The sequence below is a fragment of the Pseudoalteromonas phenolica genome (assembly GCF_005876835.1).
Taxonomy (GTDB): Bacteria; Pseudomonadota; Gammaproteobacteria; order Enterobacterales; family Alteromonadaceae; genus Pseudoalteromonas; species Pseudoalteromonas phenolica_B.
This window is the reverse complement of the sequence record NZ_PPSW01000014.1, coordinates 221,678-246,820: the sequence shown is the minus strand read 5'-3', so window position 1 is coordinate 246,820 and position 25,143 is coordinate 221,678. Positions and strand designations below refer to the sequence as shown.

General features: G+C 42.2%; 22 protein-coding genes. 20 read left to right on the top strand and 2 right to left on the bottom strand.

Features of this window, described 5'->3' with window-relative positions:
* Window positions 1-76 precede the first annotated feature (76 nt).
* On the bottom strand, window positions 77-865 hold the full coding sequence (gene map / locus C1E24_RS10585) for a type I methionyl aminopeptidase (RefSeq protein WP_138481238.1): 789 nt from the start codon (window positions 863-865) through the stop codon (window positions 77-79).
* Window positions 866-1,129: 264 nt separating this feature from the next.
* Between map and rpsB the strand changes: the two genes are divergently transcribed.
* From rpsB to C1E24_RS10480, 19 genes are all read left to right on the top strand, one after another.
* Window positions 1,130-1,858, top strand: coding sequence for a 30S ribosomal protein S2 (rpsB, locus tag C1E24_RS10580; protein ID WP_130257130.1), 729 nt, complete (start codon window positions 1,130-1,132; stop codon window positions 1,856-1,858).
* Between the two features lie 103 nt (window positions 1,859-1,961).
* Window positions 1,962-2,813, top strand: a complete 852-nt coding sequence (gene tsf, locus C1E24_RS10575) for a translation elongation factor Ts (protein ID WP_138481236.1) — start codon at window positions 1,962-1,964, stop codon at window positions 2,811-2,813.
* A gap of 149 nt (window positions 2,814-2,962) precedes the next feature.
* Entirely contained in the window at window positions 2,963-3,700 is a 738-nt protein-coding gene (pyrH, locus tag C1E24_RS10565; RefSeq protein WP_138481234.1) for a UMP kinase, read from the top strand.
* 23 nt (window positions 3,701-3,723) lie between these two features.
* A complete protein-coding gene (gene frr, locus C1E24_RS10560) occupies window positions 3,724-4,281 on the top strand; it encodes a ribosome recycling factor (protein WP_138481232.1) in 558 nt (185 codons plus the stop codon).
* Between the two features lie 76 nt (window positions 4,282-4,357).
* Window positions 4,358-5,131 (top strand): isoprenyl transferase, encoded by a 774-nt coding sequence (locus tag C1E24_RS10555; RefSeq protein WP_138481230.1) that lies wholly within the window; start codon window positions 4,358-4,360, stop codon window positions 5,129-5,131.
* Window positions 5,132-5,142: 11 nt separating this feature from the next.
* Window positions 5,143-6,009, top strand: a complete 867-nt coding sequence (locus C1E24_RS10550) for a phosphatidate cytidylyltransferase (RefSeq protein ID WP_138481228.1) — start codon at window positions 5,143-5,145, stop codon at window positions 6,007-6,009.
* Window positions 6,006-7,196 carry a 1-deoxy-D-xylulose-5-phosphate reductoisomerase gene (gene ispC / locus C1E24_RS10545; protein WP_138481226.1) on the top strand — a complete coding sequence of 397 codons (1,191 nt, stop codon included), beginning with the start codon at window positions 6,006-6,008 and terminating at the stop codon, window positions 7,194-7,196. Before C1E24_RS10550 ends, ispC begins: the two co-directional genes overlap by 4 nt.
* 2 nt (window positions 7,197-7,198) lie before the next feature.
* Complete coding sequence (rseP, locus tag C1E24_RS10540) at window positions 7,199-8,551, top strand: sigma E protease regulator RseP (protein ID WP_138481224.1); 1,353 nt, start codon at window positions 7,199-7,201, stop codon at window positions 8,549-8,551.
* A gap of 68 nt (window positions 8,552-8,619) precedes the next feature.
* Entirely contained in the window at window positions 8,620-11,091 is a 2,472-nt protein-coding gene (bamA, locus tag C1E24_RS10535; RefSeq protein ID WP_138481222.1) for an outer membrane protein assembly factor BamA, read from the top strand.
* 58 nt (window positions 11,092-11,149) lie between these two features.
* Window positions 11,150-11,620 (top strand): OmpH family outer membrane protein, encoded by a 471-nt coding sequence (locus C1E24_RS10530; RefSeq protein ID WP_390442385.1) that lies wholly within the window; start codon window positions 11,150-11,152, stop codon window positions 11,618-11,620.
* Window positions 11,620-12,657, top strand: coding sequence for a UDP-3-O-(3-hydroxymyristoyl)glucosamine N-acyltransferase (gene lpxD / locus C1E24_RS10525; RefSeq protein WP_138481218.1), 1,038 nt, complete (start codon window positions 11,620-11,622; stop codon window positions 12,655-12,657). Before C1E24_RS10530 ends, lpxD begins: the two co-directional genes overlap by 1 nt.
* Before the next feature lie 10 nt (window positions 12,658-12,667).
* Complete coding sequence (fabZ, locus tag C1E24_RS10520; protein ID WP_138481217.1) at window positions 12,668-13,120, top strand: 3-hydroxyacyl-ACP dehydratase FabZ; 453 nt, start codon at window positions 12,668-12,670, stop codon at window positions 13,118-13,120.
* Window positions 13,120-13,893: an acyl-ACP--UDP-N-acetylglucosamine O-acyltransferase gene (gene lpxA, locus C1E24_RS10515; protein ID WP_058030511.1), complete on the top strand. Its 774-nt coding sequence runs from the start codon at window positions 13,120-13,122 to the stop codon at window positions 13,891-13,893. Before fabZ ends, lpxA begins: the two co-directional genes overlap by 1 nt.
* Window positions 13,894-13,973: 80 nt before the next feature.
* Window positions 13,974-15,131, top strand: a complete 1,158-nt coding sequence (gene lpxB / locus C1E24_RS10510; protein ID WP_138481215.1) for a lipid-A-disaccharide synthase — start codon at window positions 13,974-13,976, stop codon at window positions 15,129-15,131.
* The gene (gene rnhB, locus C1E24_RS10505) at window positions 15,121-15,717 is read left to right on the top strand and encodes a ribonuclease HII (RefSeq protein WP_138481213.1); all 597 of its coding nucleotides are present in this window, start codon (window positions 15,121-15,123) and stop codon (window positions 15,715-15,717) included. The genes lpxB and rnhB overlap by 11 nt, the downstream gene beginning before the upstream one ends.
* The gene (gene dnaE / locus C1E24_RS10500; protein ID WP_138481211.1) at window positions 15,717-19,208 is read left to right on the top strand and encodes a DNA polymerase III subunit alpha; all 3,492 of its coding nucleotides are present in this window, start codon (window positions 15,717-15,719) and stop codon (window positions 19,206-19,208) included. The genes rnhB and dnaE overlap by 1 nt, the downstream gene beginning before the upstream one ends.
* A 14-nt stretch (window positions 19,209-19,222) precedes the next feature.
* Window positions 19,223-20,179, top strand: a complete 957-nt coding sequence (gene accA / locus C1E24_RS10495; RefSeq protein WP_130257115.1) for an acetyl-CoA carboxylase carboxyl transferase subunit alpha — start codon at window positions 19,223-19,225, stop codon at window positions 20,177-20,179.
* Between the two features lie 216 nt (window positions 20,180-20,395).
* Window positions 20,396-21,721 (top strand): tRNA lysidine(34) synthetase TilS, encoded by a 1,326-nt coding sequence (tilS, locus tag C1E24_RS10485; RefSeq protein ID WP_138481209.1) that lies wholly within the window; start codon window positions 20,396-20,398, stop codon window positions 21,719-21,721.
* Window position 21,722: 1 nt separating this feature from the next.
* Window positions 21,723-22,064, top strand: a complete 342-nt coding sequence (locus C1E24_RS10480; RefSeq protein ID WP_138481207.1) for a hypothetical protein — start codon at window positions 21,723-21,725, stop codon at window positions 22,062-22,064.
* A gap of 49 nt (window positions 22,065-22,113) precedes the next feature.
* On the opposite strand, the gene C1E24_RS10475 is transcribed toward C1E24_RS10480, so the two are convergent.
* Window positions 22,114-23,010 (bottom strand): GGDEF domain-containing protein, encoded by an 897-nt coding sequence (locus C1E24_RS10475; protein ID WP_138481205.1) that lies wholly within the window; start codon window positions 23,008-23,010, stop codon window positions 22,114-22,116.
* Between the two features lie 144 nt (window positions 23,011-23,154).
* Between C1E24_RS10475 and C1E24_RS10470 the strand changes: the two genes are divergently transcribed.
* Window positions 23,155-25,128 (top strand): cation:proton antiporter, encoded by a 1,974-nt coding sequence (locus C1E24_RS10470; RefSeq protein WP_138481203.1) that lies wholly within the window; start codon window positions 23,155-23,157, stop codon window positions 25,126-25,128.
* Window positions 25,129-25,143 lie beyond the last annotated feature (15 nt).

Genomic DNA, 25,143 nt, shown 5'->3' with positions numbered 1-25,143 from the left:
TAAGTTGTTTTGTTATCCTAAAAACAAAAAATGCCAGTATCAACACTGGCATTTTTTTAGATTAACAGGCGATTGCTTATTTGTGCTCAATAATACGATCTATCGTCTCATCATTACGGAGCGTTAAAATTTCAACACCATTGTCAGTAACAAGCAAAGTATGCTCCCACTGAGCTGACAAGCTACGGTCTTTAGTGACAACCGTCCAACCATCTTTAAGTAGTTTACATTGACGCTTACCGGCATTCACCATAGGCTCAATCGTTAAACACATACCTGCTTTCAGTGTTTCACCTGTGCCAGGTTTACCATAGTGCATAACCTGTGGCTCTTCGTGGAATTCAGCGCCAATACCGTGACCGCAGTATTCACGAACAATAGAATAGCTAAAGCCTTCAGCATATTTTTGAATCGCAGCGCCGATATCACCCAAACGCACACCTGGCTTAACCATTTTAATTGCCAGATATAAGCTTTCTTGTGTGATTTGGGCTAAACGTTTGCCTTGAATATTTGGCGTACCTACATGAAACATTTTTGAGGTATCGCCGTGGTAGCCATCTTTGATCACGGTAATGTCGATATTGATGATATCGCCGTCTTTTAGAGGCTTGTCATTTGGGATACCGTGACAAATTACATGGTTAACTGAAGTACAAATTGATTTTGGAAAACCATGATAATTTAGAGGTGCAGGCACCGCATCTTGAACGTCAACAATATAATTGTGACAAATGGTGTTTAGCTCTTCAGTTGTTACCCCAGGCTTCACATGAGGTTCAATCATTTCTAAGACTTCAGCCGCTAAGCGACCGGCAACACGCATTTTTTCGATTTCTTCAGGGGTTTTAATCACTGCACTCATTGAGGCTCCAATCGTTAATTTTTCACTTTGCAATAACGCACAAATTTTAGTCGTATCGTTGAATCTGGCGCTTTAATATGGTATAAAGCGCGCCGTCTTTTTACAAATTTATCTTTCAAGATAGTTTGTAGTTAAGACAAACATACTTTTTATATTAACACACACACATATCGACACATACACTTGGGTGCAGGTAATTATATATTACGTGTTGGTGCTATGGGATATGTGGAGGCCTAACCCTAAATATTAGAGGAAATTAAAATGGCAAACGTTTCAATGCGCGATATGCTTCAAGCTGGTGTTCACTTCGGTCACCAAGCACGTTACTGGAACCCTAAGATGAAGCCGTTCATCTTCGGTGCACGTAACCGCGTTCATATCATCAACCTAGAAAAAACTGTTCCTATGTTCAACGATGCACTTAAGTTCTTATCGAACGTTGCATCTAACAAAGGCAAAATCCTTTTCGTAGGTACTAAGCGCGCTGCAAGCGAAGCAGTTAAAGAAGCAGCTCTTCAAAGCGATCAGTTCTATGTAAATCACCGTTGGTTAGGTGGTATGTTGACTAACTGGAAAACAGTTCGTCAATCAATCAAGCGTCTTAAAGACCTTGAAGCTCAAAGCCAAGACGGTACTTTCGAAAAGCTTACTAAGAAAGAAGCGCTAATGAAAACGCGTGAAATGGAAAAGCTTGAGAAGAGCCTTGGCGGTATCAAAGACATGGGCGGTCTTCCAGACGCTATCTTTGTAATTGACGCTGACCACGAGCACATCGCTATCCGTGAAGCTAACAACCTAGGTATTCCAGTAGTATCTGTAGTTGATACTAACTCAAACCCAGACGGTGTTGACTTCATCGTACCAGGTAACGATGACGCGATCCGCGCTATCCAGCTTTACACTGGTGCTGTTGCAACTGCTATCACTGAAGGTCGTGAAAGCAACATCGTTGCACAAGCTGAAAACGACGATTTCGTAGAAGCTGAGTAATTAGCTGTCATCAAGCCTTCATCAAAACAAGATGAAGGCTTGATATTCTTGAAGAGCGGTCATTCCGCACCCCGAAAAAAACTTCATATTTGAGGATATACTAATGGCTGTAACTGCTGCCCTAGTTAAAGAATTACGCGAGCGTACTGGCGCTGGCATGATGGATTGTAAAAAAGCACTAACTGAAACTAACGGTGATATCGAGCTAGCTATCGAAAACATGCGTAAGAGTGGTGCTGCTAAAGCTGCTAAGAAAGCGGGTAACATCGCTGCAGAAGGTACAATCCTAATCAAGCAAGGCGAAGGTTTTGCTGCACTTCTAGAAGTTAACTGTCAAACTGACTTCGTTGCTAAAGACGAAAACTTCCTAGGTTTCGCTAACACTGTACTTGACGCTGCTGTTGAGTCAAAAGGTGATATCGAAGCTCTTAAAGCTCAGTTCGAAGAAACACGTGTTGCTCTAGTTGCTAAAATCGGTGAAAACATCAACGTTCGTCGCGTTGAGTACATCGATGGTGACAAGCTTTCTGCATACCGTCACGGCGACCGTATCGGTGTTGTTGTTACTGGTGATGCTGACGAAGAAACACTTAAGCACGTTGCTATGCACGTTGCTGCTTCTAAGCCTGACTTCCTTAACCCTGAAGACGTTCCAGCTGAAGTTGTTGAAAAAGAAAAAGCCGTTCAAGTTGAAATCGCTATGAACGAAGGTAAGCCTGCAGAAATCGCTGAGAAGATGGTTGTAGGTCGTATGAAGAAGTTCACTGGTGAGATCTCTCTTACTGGTCAAGCGTTCATCATGGAACCTAAGAAATCTGTTGGCGAATTCCTTAAAGAGAAAGGCGCTTCAGTTTCTAACTTCATCCGTTTAGAAGTTGGTGAAGGTATCGAGAAGAAAGAAGAAGATTTCGCAGCAGAAGTTGCAGCGCAAATCGCAGCAGCTAAAGGCGAGTAATTTTACTCATGAAGCAGAGGCAAAAAGCCACATTTAGGCAGCATTTGCTTTTGCTTCAATGCTGAAAATTCTTTAGAATAACCGCGCATTTATGAGTTTCATAAGCGCGGTTATTTTTTATCCCCACTTTTACATATGGCCCTGAGATTATGACTACGAATAGAAAACCTGTTTTTAGACGCGTTCTTCTTAAATTAAGCGGTGAAGCTTTAATGGGAGATGAAGGCTTTGGTATCGATCCAAAAGTATTGGATCGTATGGCGCAAGAAATCAAAGAGCTTGTAGAACTCGACGTAGAAGTAGGTTTAGTTATCGGTGGCGGTAACTTCTTACGTGGTGGCTCATTAGCAGAAGCGGGCATGAACCGCGTAGTTGGCGACCACATGGGTATGCTAGCAACTGTAATGAATGGTTTAGCAATGCGTGACGCACTTCACCGTGCATTTGTAAACGCACGTCTTATGTCTGCTATTCCGCTTAATGGTGTATGTGACGCATACAACTGGGCTGAAGCAATTAGCCTATTAAAATCTGGCCGCGTAGTGATCTTCTCTGCTGGTACAGGTAACCCATTCTTCACAACAGATTCTGCGGCGTGTCTACGCGGCATTGAAATCGAAGCTGACACCGTAATTAAAGCAACAAAAGTTGATGGTGTATTCAGCGACGACCCTGTTAAAAATCCAGAAGCGACACTTCACCGTCATTTGACTTATAATGAAGTGATCGATAGAGAATTAAAGGTGATGGACTTAGCGGCATTTACGCTAGCTCGTGACCATAATATGCCTTTGAGCGTATTTAACATGAATAAACCAGGTGCGCTTAAACGCGTTATCATGGGTGAAGAAGAGGGTACCCTTATTTCTTCACAAGTAGCTGAATAATCTACAAAGACTAGGATTGAATTGTGATTAACGATATCAAAAAAGACGCTGAAGAGCGCATGAAGAAAAGCGTGGCAGCACTTGCTAGCCAGCTATCTAAAATCCGTACTGGTCGTGCACACCCAGCATTATTAGACGGTATTACAGTTTCTTACTATGGTGCAGATACGCCTCTAAACCAAGTAGCAAACGTAGTAACTGAAGACTCTCGTACATTAGCAATCAATGTATTCGATAAGTCTTTAGCGCAAGCAGTTGAAAAAGCGATCATGTCTTCAGATTTAGGTTTAAATCCTATGTCTGCAGGTACTGTGATCCGCGTACCACTTCCTCCACTAACAGAAGAGCGTCGTAAAGACCTAATCAAAATTGTACGTGGTGAAGTTGAAGGTGGTCGTGTTGCTATTCGTAACATCCGTCGTGATGCCAATGGTGACATCAAGTCGCTATTAAAAGACAAAGACATCTCTGAAGATGAAGCACGTCAAGGCGAAGACGAGATCCAAAAGTTAACAGACAAGTATGTTAAAGAAATGGATACTCAGTTAAGCGCGAAAGAAGCTGAATTGATGGAAATCTAACCAGCTCAAATTTATTAGTTTTGAAACGCCGTCTAGGGTATACTAGGCGGCGTTTTTTTTTACCTAAATCGGAATTATGGTTTTAAGTACTGAAACAGTTTCAAAGCAGTCTTTGCCTAAACATGTTGCTATTATCATGGACGGGAATGGGCGTTGGGCGCAAAGCCGCAATCGTCCTCGTACATACGGACACAAAAAGGGTGTAGATTCCGTTCGTTCGGCTGTTCAGTTTTGTACAAAACTGGGTATTGAATCGTTGACGCTTTTTGCTTTTAGCAGTGAAAATTGGCGACGACCAGAAGATGAAGTCAGTACCTTAATGGAACTGTTTTTATTCGTTTTATCTAAAGAAGTTAAAAAATTACATAAGAATAATGTAAAACTGACTATTATTGGCGATATTTCACGCTTTCCTGAATCTTTACAAGATAGGGTAAAAGCTGCACATGAATTAACCGCTAATAATACAGGTCTGAAATTAAATGTTGCGGCAAATTACGGTGGCCGTTGGGATATTGTACAAGCCGCTCAATCTATGGCGAAGCAAGTACAAGATGGCCAACTTACTGTGAGAGATATCACAGAAGACGCTTTGTCAGCACAATTAAGTATGGCAGATCAAAGTGAATTAGACTTGTTGATAAGGACTGGCGGAGATTGCCGCATCAGCAACTTTTTACTTTGGCAGACAGCTTATGCTGAGCTCTATTTTACAGATACACTTTGGCCTGATTTTAATGAAGAGGCTTTTTCTGAGGCAATTGCCTGTTTTGTATCTCGAGAGCGACGCTTTGGTTGTACCGGCGAACAAATAAAACAATTACTTGCCGAGTCCAAAACAACAAGTTAAAGGTTATTAATTTGCTTAAATTACGTATTTTAACGTCAGTGGTATTAGCGCCACTGGCTATGCTTTTGGTGTTTTATACACCCCTATCACTGTTTAGTTTCATAGCTGGTGCGATTACCCTGTTAGGTGCTTGGGAATGGTCTTCATTGATGGGCCTGAAAAAAATGGCGCAAAGAGGCACATTCGTGGCTTTAGTCGCCGCTATTCTTGGCGCACTTCACCTGCATTGGCCCATAGAATCTCTATGGCAAAACGGGCAATTACTGTCTGATGCTAACTATGTTTTCACGCTTGCATTTGCCTGGTGGCTTGTTGCTACTTTTCTTGTTGTTAAATATCCAAGTATGTCTCGCGCGTGGTCAGAAGGTCTAGTAATGAAAGCGGTGGCTGGCTTATTGACACTCGTGCCGCTTTGGCTTGCACTCAATGTCTTGCGTAGTGCTGAATATCAACAGTCTGAGCTATTCGGTTCAACCCTAATTATGGTGGTATTAGGCATCGTTTGGAGTGCTGATATAGGTGCTTATTTTGCAGGTAAAAACCTAGGTAAACATAAGTTAATGCCAAAAGTAAGCCCAAACAAAACCATTGAAGGGTTAGTAGGTGGTTTACTTACTGCGGTTATTTTTGTTGTTATCTTCTGTGCGTGTGCAGACGTCGAACAAGCGATGTGGCCAGTTTATGCCTTATTAACTGTGTTTATCGCACTGTTTTCAGCCGTAGGCGATTTACTAGAAAGTATGTTTAAGCGTGAAGCGGGTTTGAAAGACTCAGGTAGTTGTTTACCAGGTCATGGCGGTATCTTAGACCGTATTGATAGTCTTACAGCAGCAGCACCAATATTCGCTCTTTGTTATGCGTGGACGGTAGCGTTATGAGCATTCAACAGGTAGCAATCCTTGGCTCAACAGGGTCAATTGGTGTTTCTACTTTAGATGTAATAGCCCGCAATGCTGATAAATTTTCGGTATTCGCCTTAGTTGCAGGTCGTAATGTTGAGGTAATGCGTCAGCAGTGCCAGACATTTAAACCAGAATTTGCGGTGATGCAATGTGAGCAAGCGGCAAAACAACTGAAGGATGACTTAGCAGGAACAGAGATTCAGGTTCTGACAGGCGTTCAAGCGATGCAAGATGTGGTTTCTCACAGTGATGTTGATATTGTGATGTCTGCGATTGTTGGTGCTGCAGGTTTGTTGCCGACAATCAGTGCGGTCGAGCACAGCAAAAAAGTACTTTTAGCGAATAAAGAGTCTTTGGTGATGTCAGGCCAAATCTTTATGGATAAGGTTAAGCAACATGGTGCGACCTTGTTGCCGATTGATAGCGAACATAATGCTATCTATCAAAGTTTACCAAGTACTTTCCAGCAGCACTCAGATCCTAAATTAAATCAGTTCGGTATTCGTAAAATACTTTTAACTGGCTCAGGTGGACCTTTCTTAAATCGTGGTATTGATACCTTAGCTGATGTAACCGTTGAAGAAGCCGTGGCTCATCCAAACTGGTCTATGGGCCAGAAGATCTCAGTAGACTCTGCGACTATGATGAATAAAGGCTTAGAGTTTATCGAAGCTAAATGGTTGTTTAACTGTGATGCAGGCGACATTGAAGTGGTTATTCACCCACAAAGCATGATCCACTCGATGGTACAGTATCAAGATGGCTCTGTGATAGCTCAAATGGGTCAACCTGATATGCGTACACCAATTGCATATGGTTTGTCTTATCCTGAGCGAATTGATGCAGGTGTTGCACCTTTAGACTTCTCACAAATCTGTGATTTTACTTTCACAAAACCGGATTATCATCGTTATCCGAATTTAGCTTTAGCGATTGAAGCCTGTAAAACGGGGCAAGCCGCAACGACTGCTGTGAATGCAGCAAATGAAATTGCGGTTGCAGCATTCTTGAATAGAAAAATTGGTTTTACTGATATTTATAAAGTAAATGCTGAAGTGCTTAATCGCATCGCGATTACAAGCCTTTCAAGTATCGATGATGTACTTGCTCAAGATAATGAAGCAAGAATTTTAGCTAAAAACATACTTAAAACCATGGAGTGATTATGTTTGAGTTTTTCTGGCACTTAGGGTCGTTTATTGTTGCATTAGGTATTTTAGTGACAGTGCATGAATATGGGCACTTTTGGGTTGCAAGAAAAGCGGGCGTAAAAGTTTTAAGATTCTCAATTGGTTTTGGTAAACCGCTATGCCGTTGGCATGACAAGCAAGGCACTGAGTATGTGATTGCCATGATCCCACTCGGTGGCTATGTTAAAATGCTCGACGAGCGTGTCGGAGCGGTTGACCCTAGCGAAGCGCATCTTTCTTTCAATAACAAATCAGTTTGGTCTCGCATTGCCATTGTAATAGCAGGCCCAATGGCCAATTTTATTTTTGCTATTTTCGCGCTGGCACTCATGTATATGATTGGTGTGCAAAATGCCAAACCTGTTGTGGGTGATGTGCATACACAAAGCCGAGCAGCAACGGCTCAATTACAGTCGGGCGATCATATTTTATCTATGGGTGATCAAGATGTACTTTCTTGGCAAGAAGTCACCTTCAGTTTGATGTCTCATTTAGGTGAGCAATCAGTTGATGTGAAAGTTCAAGACGCACAGCAGCAAATTCAGATTCGTACAATCGATTTAACTGGTTGGAAGCTAGATAAAAAAGATCAACCGCCACTAGATGCGATTGGTATAGTGCCATACAGACCTGCTTTAACACTCACTATTGGTCATGTTGCAAAAGGCTCAGCAGCAAGCCAAGCAGATTTAAAAGTAGGGGATAAGCTCCTTACTGCAGATGGCCAAGAAATCGAACAATGGCAATCCCTGGTTACTCTTGTACAAGCTTCACCTAATAAAGTTATTCAGCTTGAGGTGATGAGAAATGGTTATCGACAAATCTTATCAGTAACCCCAGAAGCGAGAACTGGGCCAAATGGCATCCAGCAAGGCTTTTTAGGTGTTGTTCCTCAGTTAGAAAGTTGGCCGCCTGGGTACATTGAAACTAGACATTATGGGCCATTGGATAGTATTGTGCTTGGCGTACAAAAGACCTACGCATTGATCACATTGAGTTTTGACATGATTGGTAACTTAATTACCGGCAAAGTGTCAGTCAATAATTTGAGTGGTCCAGTAGGAATTGCAGTAGGCGCGGGCACCAGTGTCAGTTATGGGTTGGTGGCTTTTCTCAGTTTCTTAGCGTTAATAAGTGTCAATCTTGGAGTTTTTAATTTATTGCCGCTGCCAGTTTTAGATGGTGGGCATTTAATGTATTACATAATTGAACTTATTCGCAAAAAACCAGTCTCTGAAAAGACACAAGAGTTAGGTTATAAAATTGGGGCTATGTTGCTTCTAGGCCTAACCTGTTTTGCATTGCTTAATGATGTTTCAAGGTTATAGACCAAAATGTCATTTAAAGCCACAAAGCGCTATGTACGCTAATAGTTGTAAAGGATAAAGATAATAAAATGCCGATAAAAAAACATCTCGCAGTAACCAGTTTACTTGGCGCAAGCTTTGCGGCAGCTGGGCAAAGCTCCTTTATCGTAGAAGATTTGAAAGTTGAAGGTTTACAGCGTGTTGCACTAGGTGCTGCACTGACCCATATTCCAATTAATGTGGGTGATAACATTGATGAATATACGATTTCTCAAACAGTCAAAGCGCTATACAAATCAGGCCACTTTGAAGACATTTCAGTTTACCGTGATGATGAACTTCTCATCTTCAAAGTAAGAGAAAGACCAACAATTGCCTCTATTGAATTTGATGGCAATAAAGACATCAAAGATGAGCAATTAAACGAAAGTTTAGAGCAGCAGAATATCCGTGCTGGTGAGCCTTTAGATCGAACTGTTTTATCGAACATTGAGAAAGGCTTGATCGACTTCTTCCATAGCATTGGTAAATATAATGCCAAGATCGAAGTGAGCATCACCGAGCTGCCACGTAACCGTGTGCGTTTGAATCTTGAGTTTGAAGAAGGTGACGCAGCCTCAGTTAGACAAATTAACTTAGTTGGTAATGAACTGTTTTCTGACGAAGAGCTATTAAACCTTGTTGAATCACAACAAGATTTGCCTTGGTGGAAGTTCTTGTCAAACGATCGCTACCAAAAGCAGACGATTGAAGGCGATTTAGAAAAAATCAGAAGTTTTTATCTAGATAAAGGCTATCTGCGTTTTAACATCGACTCAACACAAGTGTCAGTGAGTCCTGAACGTGAGTCTGTGTATGTCACTGCGAATATCACAGAGGGCGAAAAGTACACGGTTAAAGGCTTTGACTTTATTGGTGATTTATTAGGCCGTGAAGAACTTCTTAAGAGCATTATCCCGCTTAAATCGGGCGAGCTTTACAATGGTTCAGTGGTAACTGCTTCAGAAGAATACATTAAAAGCTATTTAGCACGATTTGGTTATGCAAATGCCGAAGTTCGTACTATCCCTGAAATTGATGACGAAAATAAAGAAGTAAAACTAACACTGTCAGTCAATCCGGGTAACCGTATTTATGTCCGCCGTATTATGGTGAATGGTAACCAAATAACCGCTGATGAAGTTGTGCGTCGAGAAATGACGCAACTTGAAGGCGCATGGTTATCTAACCAGAGCCTTGAGCGTTCAAAACTGCAAATTCAACGTCTACCTTATATGGAAAATGTTGAGTTTGAAGTAAAACCGATCGCAGGTATTGATGACCAAGTTGACGTTGATTTCACCGTTAAAGAGCAGCCTGCGGGTAGCTTCCAAGCGGGTGTTGCATATGGCTCATATGCAGGTCTGCAGTTCAATATCGGTGTTAGCGAATCAAACTTCTTAGGTACTGGTAATCAGCTAGCTTTTAATATTAACACGTCAAAAGGTTCTGACCGCTATAGCATTTCATACACTGACCCTTACTTTACGCCAGATGGTGTATCTCAAGGTACCAGTATCTTCTATAGCAACTACGATTCTTCTGCGTTTAGTATCGTACCTTATAAGTCTAAGAGTTATGGTATCGGTACAAATTTTGGTTTCCCAATTGATGCTGTAAACCGAATCAACTTTGGCGGTCGTTGGATCCAAGAAAGCTTATCTGACATTGCAGATTACGAACAAACACGTATTATGCGTTTGGCATTCTTTAACCCTGAAGACCCAGATGCAGCATATGACTTTACTAAGTATGAGTTAAGTGCGGGTTGGTCTCGTATCACGGTAAACCGCGGTATGTTCCCGACAGCGGGCTCTCGTCAATCATTAAGTTTAAATGCAACAACGCCTAATTCAGATCTTAACTTCTTCAAGATTAACTACAATTCTCGTTTCTATTGGCCAATCAGTAATGATCACCGTTGGGTGTTCTCGACCAGAGCAGCATTAGCATATGGTAACGGGTATGGTTCAACGAACGGGTTTGATCAAATATTACCGTTCCAAGAGTATTTCAGGATCACGGAAGAAGAATTACGCGGCTTTGACAGAAATACAATTCTGCCAGAGGCAATCAGAAGAGTAACTAAACCAATCACAGGTTCTGTTTTACCTGATGGTAGTACAACAGGTACAATTGGTTCGGCGTCAGAGTTTGACCAGCTTACTGTATCAGGCCGAATTGGTGGTAATGCCAAAGCAGTGGCAGGGATGGAGCTAATCGTTCCAACCCCATTCTTAGATGAAGATAAAACAAGTTCTGTTAGAACGAGTTTCTTCGTTGATGCTGCTAACGTTTGGGACACCGAGTTTGATATTGACCGCTACTCAGACCTAGCGGAAGATCAGGTTAATAAATTACGTGACTATGCAGACCCAGGTCGCTTCAGAGTATCGACAGGTCTGTCATTGCAATGGATTTCCCCTATGGGACCAATGCTGATTAGTTTTGCTTATCCATTGAAGAAAGAAGACAAAGACGAAACTAAAACTATCAGCTTTAATATAACGAATACATTCTAAGGAGTTTTTTGTGAAAACGATTATAAAAACAACGGCATTAAGCATTCTAGCAGCATTAATGATGGGTACTTCTGCAAGTGCATTAGCACATAAAGTAGGTATTGTAGATATGCAATCTATCTACCAGCAAATCCCACAAATGGCTAAAATCGAGCAACAGCTTCAAACTGAGTTTGCAGAACGCCGTCAAGAATTGGAAAAGCTACAAGGCGACATCCGTTTTGAAGCTGAAAAGTATAAGCGCGAAAGTGCAACTATGAGCGAAGAGCAAAAAGCAGCGCTTGAAGGTAAAATTCGCGACATGCAAAAACAACTTGCTGAAAAAGGTCGTCCTTTAGAGCAAGAAATTAAAGCACGTCAAAACCAAGAATTAGCCAAAGTACAAAAGCTAATCATTGATACTATCCAATCTGTAGCTAAAAACGGTAAGTTTGATGAAGTTAAAGTAAAAGATACGACAATTTACTTTAACCCTGATAAAGTAACCGACCTTTCTAGCAAGGTTGTTGAAGCAGTTAGCAAAAAGTAATGACAAAACAATATACCCTCGCCCAAATTAGCGAATTTTTAGACGCATCCCTTGACGGGGATGCGTCTCATTGTATTGAGAAGATAGCAACTTTAGCGAATGCTAAAGAAACCGATATCGCTTTTTTGGCAAATAAAAAGTACCGTGCTCAGCTTGATGAAACTCAAGCGGGCGCAGTGATTATTTCTGAAAAAGAAGCCGCACTTTTCTCTGGCAATAAAGTAATCGTAAAAGACGCTTATATCGCTTACGCAAAACTCGCACAAATGATGGATACTACGCCGGCATGTGCCAATGGTATTCACCCGAGTGCTGTTATAGATGAAAATGCGCAGCTCGGTGAAAACGTCAGTGTCGCTGCAAATGCGGTTATTTCAGCGGGTGTTGTGCTTGGTGATAATGTACAAATTGGCGCAGGGTGCTTTGTTGGTGAAAATACTAAAATAGGACAGGGCACAAAGCTTTGGGCTAATGTCAGTGTTTATCATGATGTTGAGATTGGAGAACATTGTTTATTCCAATCTGGTGCGGTCATTGGCAGCGATGGTTTTGGTTATGCCAATGAGGCTGGTAAATGGGTGAAAATTCCACAGCTAGGCAGAGTGGTTATTGGCGACCGCGTTGAGATTGGTGCGAGCACAACCATCGACCGTGGCGCTTTAGATGACACCATCATCCATGACGATGTGATTTTAGATAACCAAATTCAAATCGCACACAATGTTGAAATTGGTCAAGGTAGTGCAATGGCAGCTTGTTCAGTTATCGCGGGCAGTACAACTGTTGGTAAATATTGCCAAATTGCAGGTCTTGTAGGTATCAACGGCCATATTGATATTTGTGATGGTGTAATGCTGACCGGCATGACCATGGTGACGAAGTCAATCACCGAGCCGGGTGCATATTCTTCAGGTATGCCACACACCACTAACAAAGAATGGCGTCGTAACATGGCGCATTTTAGAAATTTATCTGATTTTAAAGAGCGTATTAAAGAGTTAGAAACACGCTCATCTCAAAAAACAGTTGATGAATAAGGATACTATTTTGGCTAACGAATTAAACAGTTTTGATGTTCAAGAAATCATGCGTTTATTACCACACCGTTACCCTATGCTTTTGGTAGATAAAGTGGTCGATTTTCAGCCGGGTGATTACTTGCATGCGGTAAAAAATGTTACCGTGAATGAGCCAATTTTTACGGGTCACTTTCCTGACCAAAAAATCTTCCCAGGTGTACTTATTTTAGAAGCTATGGCACAAGCAACTGGCTTATTAGGTTTCAAAACAGTGCAAAATACTGGCGACAACGAGCTATACTTGTTTGCAGGCGTTGATAATGCACGTTTTAAACAGCCTGTAGTACCAGGCGACCAAATGCATATTCACGTTAAGTTTGAAAAAGAGCGTCGTAATATTTGGCGTTTTTCAGCAGAAGCAAAAGTAGATGGTAAGGTTGTGTGTAGCGCAGACCTTATGTGTGCAAGAAGAGAGTTTTAATGTTAATTCATCCTACTGCAGTTATTGAACCAGGCGCCCAACTTGGCGAAAACGTTAAAGTAGGGCCTTACAGCTACATTGGTAATGATGTTGTTATCGGAGATAACACGATTATTGAATCTCACGTAGTTGTTAAAGGGCCTTCGACGATTGGTAAAGGTAATCACTTTTATCAGTTTGCGTCTATCGGAGAAGCCTGCCAAGACAAAAAGTACAAGGATGAACCAACTCAATTAATCATGGGCGACAACAATATTGTTCGAGAATGTGCGACGATACACCGGGGTACCATTCAAGATCAAGGCGTGACTAAAATAGGTAGTAACAACTTATTTATGGCTTACACGCACATTGCTCATGATGCAGTGATTGGTAATAATGTCATTTTTTCAAATGGCGCAAGTGTAGCTGGTCACGTTCATGTAGGTGATTGGGCTATTCTAGCTGGTAATACGGGTGTACATCAGTTCTGTAAAATTGGTGCGCACGCATTTATTGGTATGTACTCAGGTGTGAGTAAAGACGTTCCACCTTTTGTTACAACGACAGGTATGCCAGCAAAACCTGCAGCAGTGAATACTGAGGGTATGAAGCGCCGTGGGTTTGAAAGCGATGAAATTATGGCGGTTCGTAGAGCGTATAAAGCACTTTATAGAAAGGGCTTAACGCTAGATGAAGCTGTGGCTTCGTTGGCTGACGATGCGAAGCAGTTTGCAGCAGTGCAAAGCATGATTGATTTCTTAGACACGTCTGAGCGCGGCATCATTCGCTAGCCTCTGCGGTTTATTTAAAGCATGTACAAACGCCATACAATTTAACGTGTATGGCGTTTTTATTTAAAAAGAATTAGAACATGACGACAAATACACAGCCAATCACGATTGGTGTTGTCGCGGGCGAGTTGTCCGGCGATATTTTGGGTGCAGGCTTAATCAAAGCGTTGAAAGTACATTATCCTAATGCACGTTTTATCGGCATTGCAGGCCCTAAAATGCAGGCTGAAGGCTGTGAGAGTTTATTCGATATGGAAGAGCTCTCAGTGATGGGGCTAGTCGAAGTTTTAGGACGCTTACCTCGTTTACTGAAAATCAGAAAACAGCTCGTTCAGCATTTTATAGATAACCCACCTGATGTTTATGTGGGTATTGATGCACCAGACTTTAACCTTCGTGTAGAAAAGCCTTTAAAAGCGGCTGGTATTAAAACAGTGCAATACGTGAGCCCTTCAGTGTGGGCTTGGCGTCAAAAGCGTATCTTTAATATTGCAGAAGCAACCAGTTTGGTTTTGTCGTTATTGCCATTTGAAAAAGCTTTCTATGACAAGCATGAAGTACCGTGTACGTTTGTCGGCCACACTTTAGCAGATGACATTCCACTTGAAACCGATACTAATGCGGCAAGGACTAAGTTAAACCTTTCTGCTGAAGATACGGTTTTAGCGCTGCTTCCAGGCAGTCGCGGCTCTGAGGTTGGCTTATTAAGCGAGACGTATCTGCAAACCGCTCAAAAGCTGCAAGAGCGTATTCCTGAATTAAAAGTTATCGTGCCTTTAGTAAACAATAAACGCAAAGCGCAATTCACTGATATAAAAGAAAAAGCTGCCCCAAATCTAAAAGTTCAACTGTTAGATGGCCAATCTAGCGAAGCGATGACCGCAGCAAACGCCGTATTACTCGCCTCAGGTACTGCGACACTTGAAGCCATGCTATATAAGAAGCCTATGGTGGTCGGGTATAAGTTTAAGCCTGTGAGTTATTGGATCTTCAAAAACTTTTTTACTTTCAATATTAAGTATTTCTCTCTGCCAAATTTATTGGCTGATGCGCCCTTAGTGCCTGAATTTTTACAAGATGAATGTAATAGCGATGCGCTAGCCGATGCACTCTTTCCGATGCTAAAAGGCGATAGCCAAGCATTGATTGATAAATTTTACGATATTCATAACAACATTCGACTTGATGCCAGCAAACAAGCGGCTCTAGCAGTTAAGGAGCTTATAAATGCAAATTGAACGACCAAATGTTAAATATATTGCCGGTGTTGACGAAGTTGGCCGTGGCCCACTAGTAGGTGATGTTGTCACCGCTGCGGTTATTTTAGATCCGAGTAAGCCCATTGAAGGCCTTGCAGATTCTAAAAAGCTCTCAGAAAAAAAACGTAATGCGCTCGCTGAAGAAATTAAAGAGAAAGCACTTTGCTATCACATTGCCCGTGCCAGTGTGGCTGAAATTGACGAGCTGAATATCTTACATGCCACTATGCTTGCTATGAGCCGTGCCGTTGAGGGCCTGATTATTCAGCCTGAATTTGTATTTGTAGATGGCAACCGTTTACCAAAACTTAGCATGGCAGCGCAGAGTGTAGTGAAAGGCGATAGTTTAGTGGAAGAGATCAGTGCAGCGTCAATTTTAGCAAAAGTCGCACGTGACCAAGAAATGCTAGAGCTTGATGCACAATACCCAGAATATGGCTTTGCAGGTCATAAAGGCTATCCAACTAAAGCGCATTTTGCAGCTCTAGAGCAATACGGTGCAACGCCACACCATCGCACGTCGTTTAAGCCTGTACAGCGAATTTTGCAAAGTAAGGAGCAGTAATGCCAGCACCGCAGTTTGTTCATTTACGTGTTCACAGTGACTTCTCTATGGTTGATGGCTTGGCAAAGACCAAGCCGATTGTTGCGCGAGCACAAGAGTTAGCGCTTCCAGCTTTTGCTATTACTGATCAAATGAACTTATGTGGCCTTGTACGTTTTTATGGCGGGGCACATGGTGCAGGTATTAAGCCCATTGTCGGGGCAGATATTTGGCTTAAAAGTGATGAGTTTCCTGAAGAGCCATGCCGTTTGGTGGTACTAGCCAAAAATAACGATGGCTATAAAAACCTGACTTTACTTATTTCGAGAGCCTATCAGCGTGGCCATGTCTTCCATCGCCCTGTGGTTGATAAACAATGGCTTGTTGAGCACAAAGAAGGCTTAATTTTACTTTCTGGTGGTAAAGACGGCGATGTAGGTAAAGCGCTATTAAAGCATAATCATCAGTTGGCATTAGATACGGTTGCTTTTTATGAAGAACACTTCAAAGATCATTTCTATCTTGAGCTGATCCGAACGGGTCGTGCAGACGAAGAAGATTACTTACATGAAGCGGTAAAACTGGCTGAGCAACGTGACTTGCCAGTTGTTGCCACCAATGAAGTGGTGTTTCTACATGAACACGATTTTGATGCGCATGAAATTCGCGTTGCGATTCACGATGGTTACACGCTTGAAGACAAACGTCGTCCAAAACGATTCTCAAAAGAGCAGTATTTAAAAACGCCTGAGCAAATGATTGATTTGTTCAGTGATATTCCTGAAGCGCTCGAGAACACGGTTGAAATTGCAAAACGCTGTAATGTGACCGTGCAGCTTGGGACTTATTTCTTACCTGATTACCCGACTGGTGATTTAAAAATCGATGACTTCTTGGTTAAGGTCTCAGAAGACGGCCTTGAAGAGCGTTTGCAGTTCTTATTCCCTGACGAAGACGATCGTAAAGAAAAACGCGTTGAGTATGATGAACGTCTTAAAATCGAACTCGACGTTATCAACCAAATGGGATTCCCAGGTTACTTCTTGATCGTAATGGAGTTCATCCAGTGGAGTAAAGATAACAATATTCCAGTAGGGCCTGGGCGTGGTTCGGGTGCCGGCTCATTAGTGGCTTATGCACTGAAGATCACAGACCTTGATCCACTTGAATTCGACCTACTATTCGAGCGATTCTTAAACCCTGAACGTATCTCGATGCCCGACTTCGACGTCGACTTCTGTATGGATAGACGAGACGAGGTAATCGACCACGTAGCTAAGTTATATGGCCGGGATGCGGTATCTCAGATCATCACTTTCGGTACTATGGCCGCAAAAGCAGTAATACGTGACGTAGGTCGTGTACTTGGTCACCCGTATGGTTTCGTTGACCGTATATCAAAGTTAGTACCACCAGATCCAGGTATGACCCTAGCCAAAGCCTTTGATGTAGAGCCGCGTCTACCAGAAGCTTATGATGGTGATGAAGAAGTAAAAGATCTGATTGACATGTGCCGCATCCTTGAAGGATGTACACGTAACGCCGGTAAGCACGCCGGTGGTGTTGTTATCTCGCCAACCACCATTACTGACTTCGCCGCGTTGTATTGCGATGAAGAAGGTAAGTTCCCGGTTACACAATTTGATAAGAACGACGTTGAAACTGCGGGCTTGGTTAAGTTTGACTTCTTAGGTCTAAGAACACTGACAATCTTGCAGTGGGCGCTAGATATGACCAACGAGCGTCTTGATCGTGAAGGCAAGCCGCATGTCGATATTAATGCCATCCCGCTTGATGACAAGCCGAGTATTGAGCTTTTACTTCGCGCCGAAACCACCGCAGTGTTCCAGCTTGAATCACGCGGTATGAAAGACCTAATTCGTCGTCTTAAACCCGACTGCTTTGAAGATATGATCGCACTGGTAGCCCTGTTCCGACCGGGTCCTCTGCAATCGGGCATGGTAGATAACTTCATCGACCGTAAGCACGGCCGGGAAGACATTTCATATCCTGATGCACAGTATCAGCACGATAGTTTGCAACCTATTCTAGAGCCAACCTACGGGATCATCCTCTATCAGGAGCAGGTAATGCAAATAGCGCAGGTGCTAGCGGGTTATACGCTAGGTGGCGCTGACATGCTTCGTCGTGCGATGGGTAAGAAAAAGCCTGAAGAAATGGCGAAACAGCGTTCAACCTTCGAAGAGGGTGCCGTGAATAACGGCGTCGATGGCGAGCTCGCCATGAAGATCTTCGACTTGGTAGAAAAGTTCGCAGGTTACGGCTTTAACAAATCTCACTCAGCAGCCTATGCACTGGTTTCATATCAAACGCTTTGGATGAAAACCCATTATCCAGCCGAGTTTATGGCTGCGGTAATGTCGGCGGATATGGATAACACCGATAAAATCGTTACCCTGGTTGATGAGTGTGAAAACATGAAGTTGGCCTTATTACCGCCTAACGTCAATGAAGGCTTATATAAGTTTACCGTAAACTTGAAAGGCGAAATTGTTTACGGTATCGGTGCGATTAAAGGGGTAGGTGAAGGCCCGGTTGAAGCTATTCTAGAAGCACGTGAACAAGGTGGTGAGTTTAAAGACTTATTCGATTTCTGCGCTCGTGTTGATTTAAAGCGTTTAAATAAGCGTGTGGTTGAAAAGCTGATTTATGCAGGTGCTCTAGATAAACTTGGGCCTGAGCAAAATCAAGCTGGCCGTTCAATCCTAATCGCTAGTCTACCTGCTGCTATGAAAGCTGCCGAACAGCATCATAAAGCAGAAGCGATTGGTCAAAGTGATCTATTTGGCTTACTTGCGACTGAGCCAGATGAAGTGGAGCAAGCATTTGAAACTGCTTTGCCTATGCCAGACAAAGAGTGGCTAAACGGTGAGAAAGAAACCTTAGGCTTATATTTAACGGGTCACCCAATAAATCAGTATCGTAAAGAGTTAAAACACTATACATCCGGTAAACTCGTTGACTTACAGCCCACTAACCGAGATGTTAGCTCTACGGCTGCTGGTTTGGTGATTAATGCAAGAACGCTGATTAATAAACGAAATCAACGTTGGGGTTTAATAACTTTAGATGACAAAAGTGCCCGAATTGATGTACGCTTATTTCCTGAACAGTACGAAACTTATCAAGAATTGCTGCAAATTAACCAAATCTTGGTAATATCTGGACAGGTCAGCTTTGATAACTTCTCTGGTGGCATTACAATGACAGCCAGAGACGTGTGTACCATAGCTCAGGCGCGTGAAAAACGCATCAGAGCGATAAAAATGACTCTAAATATGGTGCAAATTGACGCGAACTTCTTCGATAACTTACGAAAAGTCTTAGAACCTTATAAATTCGGTACTTGCGAAGTTAAGGTTCAATATCAGCGTCCTGATGCGTTAGCAGAACTAACGTTAGGTACAGAATGGTGTGTGACGCCAACAGATGATCTAATAACGCGATTATCTCAGTTAGCGGCACAAGATATAGAATTAGAATTTAATTAATTAGGTTGTAGAGCATGAGCCTCAATTATCTTGATTTTGAGCTTCCAATTGCTGAATTAGAAGCAAAAATTAAAGAATTACAAAATGTTAGCCGTTCAGGCAGTTTAGACCTGAGCTTAGAAGAAGAAATTTCTCGTTTAAAAGAAAAGAACGTTGAGCTAACTGAAAAAGTATTCTCTGAATTAGGTGCATGGCAGGTTTCTCAACTTGCACGTCACCCGTTACGTCCATATGCACGTGATTACATCGAGCGCATTTTTACTGAGTTTGACGAATTTGCGGGTGACCGTACTTTCGCAAACGACCCTGCCATTTTAGGTGGTGTTGCACGTTTAGACGGTAAGCCTGTTATGGTTATCGGTCAGCAAAAAGGTCGTGATACAGCAGAAAAAATTAAGCGTAACTTCGGTATGCCTAAGCCAGAAGGTTATCGTAAAGCCCTTCGTTTAATGGAAATGGCTGAGCGTTTTAAAATGCCAATTATCACTTTCATCGACACGCCGGGTGCTTACCCTGGTGTTGGTGCTGAAGAGCGTGGCCAAAGTGAAGCAATTGCACGTAACCTAAAAGTAATGGCTGCGTTAAAAGTACCAACAATTTGTACGGTTATCGGTGAAGGTGGTTCAGGTGGTGCACTTGCCATTGGTGTTGGCGACCGTGTAAACATGCTTCAGTACAGCACGTACTCTGTTATCTCTCCTGAAGGTTGTGCGTCAATTCTTTGGAAGAGTGCTGAAAAAGCGCCACTTGCTGCAGAAGCCATGGGTGTATCGGCAACGCGAGTTAAAGAGCTAGACCTGATCAACAACATCATTGATGAGCCACTAGGTGGTGCGCATCGTAACTATGATGAGATGGCTAAAAACTTAAAAGCTCAACTTAACCGTGACCTTGCTGAACTAACAGCATTAAGCACAGAAGATATGCTTGAGCAGCGTTACAAGCGACTCATGTCGTTTGGTTACTGCTAAACTTAAGCTTTTGAAAAAAGCCGCATTATGCGGCTTTTTTGCGTTTTAGAGTTATGATACCAATCCGCTTAATTAAGCGGTCTATTTTAAGGCAAGAAAAACTAGTCGATAACGAGGCGGAAATTTTGCTATTTAGTTGTTCTAAATGAGAAGTTTTCAACGAAGTTAGCGTCAGTTTTAGTCCCTCAAAATGATTGAGTATTATTGAGTATTGGTATGATACAAACCACTTTATTTAAACAGTTTAAAACAGCATTAGAGCCCAAATTGCATTTAGGCTCAGGCCTAACGGTGGCACTTTCGGGTGGAGCCGACTCTGTTGTGTTATTACATTTGTGTAAGACCTACCTTGAGAGTCTAGATGCAAATCAGTCTATTCTAGTCGAAGCTATTTACGTAAATCATGGTTTATCTGAAAACGCTCAAGACTGGCAGAAGTTCTGCGAGCAGCTTTGTCTATCTCTGAATATTCCTTTTAAAACCAAGCGCGTGAATGTTCAGCCAAAAGCGAGACAATCCCTTGAAGCAATTGCACGAGATGCGCGCTATCAGGCACTTGATGAGCTAGCAGAGCAGGGCAGCCTAATTTTATTAGGTCAGCATGCGGACGATCAGTTAGAAACCTTCTTATTGCGACTCAAGCGTGGTTCTGGCCTTACAGGGCTCAGTGCAATGCATGACGAAGTGCGTTTATCATCTGGGCGGCAGTGTATTAGGCCTCTTTTGAACATCTCACGAGAAGACATTGAAGCATTTGCTCGCACTTTTTCTTTAGCGCATATCGAAGATGAGTCGAATCAAGATGATAAATTCGACCGCAATTTTTTACGTAACCAAATTATTCCGCCGCTTAAAAAACGCTTTAATGGTTTTTTAAAAAGTACGCTGCGCAGTATTGAGCTGTTACAGCAGCAGCAAGCCTTAATTGACGAAATAAGCCAAGCGGATTTGTTGCTCTGTGCAGATAAAAACGATGTGCCTGCCACACTAAAACTCAATGAGTTAAAGCAGTTTAGTGCGCTTAGGCAGAGCAATGTTGTGAGAGCATGGTTAAGTGACTTAGGTGTAGTCATGCCTTCAAAAGCGCAAATGTCACAGATATTAACGCAAAGCCTAGAAAGTCGTGAAGATGCACAAATGCAAGTGCAGTTATCGAAAGGGGCGATCAGACGTTACAGAGAAAAGTTATATTTTGATGCGCAGGACGGCACTCCAAATAACGTCGAAAACATCGAAAGCACAATACTAGTCTTAAATGATAAAACGACGTTAAAACGCGAGTCTGGTGGATTACTAAGACAGCCTTTTGAGAATGAGCGTGTTTCTATCCGTTTTGGACTGTTAAAGTCACAAATAAAACCATATAAGAAAGTACGGAGTAATACGTTAAAATATTGGCTTAAAGAATTAAAAGTCCCCACATGGCAGCGAGATAATATCCCCTTAGTGTTTTACGACGACAACCTTGTACAGGTTGTGGGTCATTTTGTATCTGCTGACTATATCAGTGAGGGTAGCGGTATTTCTTGGGAGTTAACCTAATATGCAACAGAGAGAAGTTGGACAGTCACTGGCACAAAAGTCACCTATCGGCATGGTATTTACTTTGTTACTTTTTATTCCTTTGGCTGTAAATAGCGAACTAATACTTGGTAATTTAATCTCAGCGATAGCACTTGGTATGGTGACAGTGATTTTATTGTTGAGTTATTGGCATGGTAAAGGTGGTAGCTTTTTTATTTTCGCGCTTTTAATGCCATTGATTTTAGTTGTGATTGCTGAGTTACCGAGTTTTGTTGCATTGGCGTGGCTGATCAATGCTTTTTTCTTTGGTGCTTCGAGTTGTTTGTTCGCTTATTTATTGTGGAGCAAATCAAAGAAATAGAAAGGGTGTAAGAGCCAAAGCAAGTTAGGGGCTTGCTTTGGCGAATTGTTTAGATAGCGCGAGCGCAGTTCCTGCCTGCTGCTTTCGCTTTATATAAGCCTTTATCGGCTCTTGCAAAAATATTATCTTCGCAGTCTGCATTGTCGGCTAACGTGAAGCCAATACTGGTCGTTACTGCATATTTAGCCATCAGATCGCAGTGCTCGACAGACGCCATAATACGTTCTGCAATCAACTTATTAGTAACAAATTCTGGATCATCAATCAGAATTGCAAACTCATCTCCGCCGAAACGATATACACTGTCGGTCGCTCTAATAGAGGCTTTCAAAATATTTGAAAACTCAATAAGCACGTCATCACCCGCTTTGTGACCAAAGTTATCATTCACTTGTTTAAAGTTGTCTAAATCAAGCAGCATCAAACTAAATTTACGTTGATGGCGACGTCCGTTTTCAATCTTCTGAACGAGATTGTCATTAAATTGGCTGCGGTTATATAAACCAGTTAATGAGTCTTTGGTTGCCAGTTGTAAAACACGTTGATACATCAATGCGTTTCGCAATGGGTAAGCTAAAACTTGGTGTATAGATTGCAGCTTGCTTTTAATGGCAGGGCTCAACTGGTATTGGCAAAAGTACACCAGCTTACCTAAATGCTCGCCATTGAGGTCTAAATCAAAACTAAAAGGTGTGTACTGTTTATCACTGTCTTTTAACTGAAAAGCGCCTAATGCGGTGTGAAACTGTAGTCCAGACAATTTGATGATACGTTCTGCATGCTCTGCATAAATGGCTAGCAGCTCTTCTATATCAAGTGTCGTTTGCAGCTTTTCAACCAGACGATGAGCAAACATTGGCTCTTGATTAATATATTGCTCGGTATTAAACGGCAAATAGTCGCCGCGTGTCGTTAACCTTTGCGTCAGAATATGGACGTTTTCCATTAGTTAGAACCCCTAATTATCATAACTGAGTTCATACAAGCTAATTTTATGCCAAATTTTTAAACTGGCTGAAAAACAATCGCTTGCTATAGTTAATTAAAGTCGAATTATAAACATCAATAAAATTGACTCTCTGGAGGTCATTTGCAGAGCATTTATAGTCAAGTTTTTGCCTTATTACTTGCCGCAATGATTTTGGTTTGGTTGTTCAAGCGCATTGGCTTGCCGGCAATTTTAGCTTATTTAGTTACAGGGGTACTGGCGAGTAGTCCGAGTATTGGCTGGATGAGTATGAGCGATGAGATGCACTTTATTGCTGAGCTCGGCATCGTCTTTTTATTATTTAGTCTTGGCTTAGAGTTTTCAGTACCTAAGTTGATGGCAATGCGTAACTTGGTGTTTGGGCTTGGCAGTCTTCAAGTAATAGTAACAATTCTAGTCGCTATCCCGATTGTGAAGTTTTTTGGTTATGGCTGGCTGAGTGCTTTTACAATCGGCAGTATCATGACTTTATCTTCGACGGCTGTAGTTGTCAAAATCCTCAAAGAGAATGCTGCGTTAAACCAGCGGCGAGGTCAGCTCTCTGTCGGTATTCTTCTATTTCAAGATATAGCTGTTGTTCCACTTCTAATTTGTATTCCTTTATTTGCTGAAGCCGATAATCAAATGTTGGCAAGCACATTGGCGATAGCCTTAGCGAAAGGCGCGTTTGTCTGTATTTTGCTGTGGGCCATTGGCAAATGGGTGTTGCCACTGGTCTTTAATGAAGTGGCACAAGTCAGAACCGATGAATTATTTGTGCTGTCTACTTTAGTGGTTGCTTTGTGTGCGGCTGGCCTGACTTACTTATTTGGTTTGTCTATGGCACTGGGCGCGTTTTTAGCAGGCATGATGTTAGGTGAAAGTCAGTATCGACATCAATTAGAAGCTGAGATCCGGCCTTTTAGAGACATATTAATGGGGCTGTTTTTTGTCACTGTTGGTATGCAGCTCAATGTCGGCTTTGTTATTGAAATGTTTTGGTATATTTGTGCTGCCTTAGTGGTTTTATTTGTATTGAAGCTACTACTTATTTGGGGCTGTGCGCAATTAATTGGAGAGCGTAAAAAAGATGCTATTGCATCCGGCATATTGCTTTGGCAGATGGGGGAGTTTGGTTTTGTGCTTATCGCGTTGGCTTCAACACATCAATTAATGGCTTCAACGACCGCATCATTTTTAATCGCGCTGGGTGTGTTTTCAATGGCACTCACACCATATTTAATCGGTCAAACAGACCGTATTTTGAGCGTGTTAAATATCGATAGCGAACAGGGTAACGAACAATTTCAAAAAACGTTCGGCAGTCATAATTTAAATGGCCATGTTCTAATTCTTGGGTATGGACGGGTAGGACAAACCATTACGCGTTTTTTAAAACCTGAAGCCATTCCCTATGTTGCCATTGAGCGAAATCCACTTCTTGTACAAGAGGCACAAAACGCGGGAGAACCTGTTTTATTTGGGCATGCTGCGCAAAATACCATTTTAAAATCAGCCAAAGTTGAACAGGCTAAGCTGGTGATAGTCACTATGTCTGACTTTGAACAAAATCAACCTGTGATAGATGCGATAAAAAGAGTCGCGCCGGGTGTCTCAATTATTGTTCGTGCCACAGATGATATACACCTTGAAGACTTTAAAAAGATGGGGGTGGCAGAAGTTGTGCCTGAAGCACTTGAAGCAAGTTTAATGCTTATTTCTCACGTACTGCATATGTCTGGCGTGCCGATGCGCCGTATATTACGCCGAGTAAGCCAAGAGCGTGAAAATCGTTATGAGTTTCTCCATGGCTTTTTTACCGACGGCTCAGTGGAGCAAAATAGCGAGCCTTTAGAGCGTTTAGAATATCTGCATGCGATTGCCCTGCCAGAATCAGCCTTTGCCATTGATAAACAAATAGCGCAGTTGAATTTAAACAAACAGCGAGTCGTGATCACCGCATTAAGAAGAGACGGGCAAGAAATTGAATCTCCTGACGACGACGTCATATTGCAAGCAAACGACATTCTATTGCTAAAAGGTAAGCCCAGACGCGTAGAGCGAGCAGAGCAATTCTTGCTAGAGGGGTTGTCATAAAGCGAGGTTTGCTGA

What these genes read in the sequence shown, in the direction of transcription:
- map (WP_138481238.1), bottom strand. Translation starts at nt 865, where the DNA reads ATGAGTGCAGTGATTAAAACCCCTGAAGAAATCGAAAAAATGCGTGTT.
- rpsB (WP_130257130.1), top strand. Translation starts at nt 1,130, where the DNA reads ATGGCAAACGTTTCAATGCGCGATATGCTTCAAGCTGGTGTTCACTTC.
- tsf (WP_138481236.1), top strand. Translation starts at nt 1,962, where the DNA reads ATGGCTGTAACTGCTGCCCTAGTTAAAGAATTACGCGAGCGTACTGGC.
- pyrH (WP_138481234.1), top strand. Translation starts at nt 2,963, where the DNA reads ATGACTACGAATAGAAAACCTGTTTTTAGACGCGTTCTTCTTAAATTA.
- C1E24_RS10555 (WP_138481230.1), top strand. Translation starts at nt 4,358, where the DNA reads ATGGTTTTAAGTACTGAAACAGTTTCAAAGCAGTCTTTGCCTAAACAT.
- ispC (WP_138481226.1), top strand. Translation starts at nt 6,006, where the DNA reads ATGAGCATTCAACAGGTAGCAATCCTTGGCTCAACAGGGTCAATTGGT.
- rseP (WP_138481224.1), top strand. Translation starts at nt 7,199, where the DNA reads ATGTTTGAGTTTTTCTGGCACTTAGGGTCGTTTATTGTTGCATTAGGT.
- bamA (WP_138481222.1), top strand. Translation starts at nt 8,620, where the DNA reads ATGCCGATAAAAAAACATCTCGCAGTAACCAGTTTACTTGGCGCAAGC.
- C1E24_RS10530 (WP_390442385.1), top strand. Translation starts at nt 11,150, where the DNA reads ATGATGGGTACTTCTGCAAGTGCATTAGCACATAAAGTAGGTATTGTA.
- lpxD (WP_138481218.1), top strand. Translation starts at nt 11,620, where the DNA reads ATGACAAAACAATATACCCTCGCCCAAATTAGCGAATTTTTAGACGCA.
- lpxA (WP_058030511.1), top strand. Translation starts at nt 13,120, where the DNA reads ATGTTAATTCATCCTACTGCAGTTATTGAACCAGGCGCCCAACTTGGC.
- lpxB (WP_138481215.1), top strand. Translation starts at nt 13,974, where the DNA reads ATGACGACAAATACACAGCCAATCACGATTGGTGTTGTCGCGGGCGAG.
- rnhB (WP_138481213.1), top strand. Translation starts at nt 15,121, where the DNA reads ATGCAAATTGAACGACCAAATGTTAAATATATTGCCGGTGTTGACGAA.
- dnaE (WP_138481211.1), top strand. Translation starts at nt 15,717, where the DNA reads ATGCCAGCACCGCAGTTTGTTCATTTACGTGTTCACAGTGACTTCTCT.
- accA (WP_130257115.1), top strand. Translation starts at nt 19,223, where the DNA reads ATGAGCCTCAATTATCTTGATTTTGAGCTTCCAATTGCTGAATTAGAA.
- tilS (WP_138481209.1), top strand. Translation starts at nt 20,396, where the DNA reads ATGATACAAACCACTTTATTTAAACAGTTTAAAACAGCATTAGAGCCC.
- C1E24_RS10480 (WP_138481207.1), top strand. Translation starts at nt 21,723, where the DNA reads ATGCAACAGAGAGAAGTTGGACAGTCACTGGCACAAAAGTCACCTATC.
- C1E24_RS10475 (WP_138481205.1), bottom strand. Translation starts at nt 23,010, where the DNA reads ATGGAAAACGTCCATATTCTGACGCAAAGGTTAACGACACGCGGCGAC.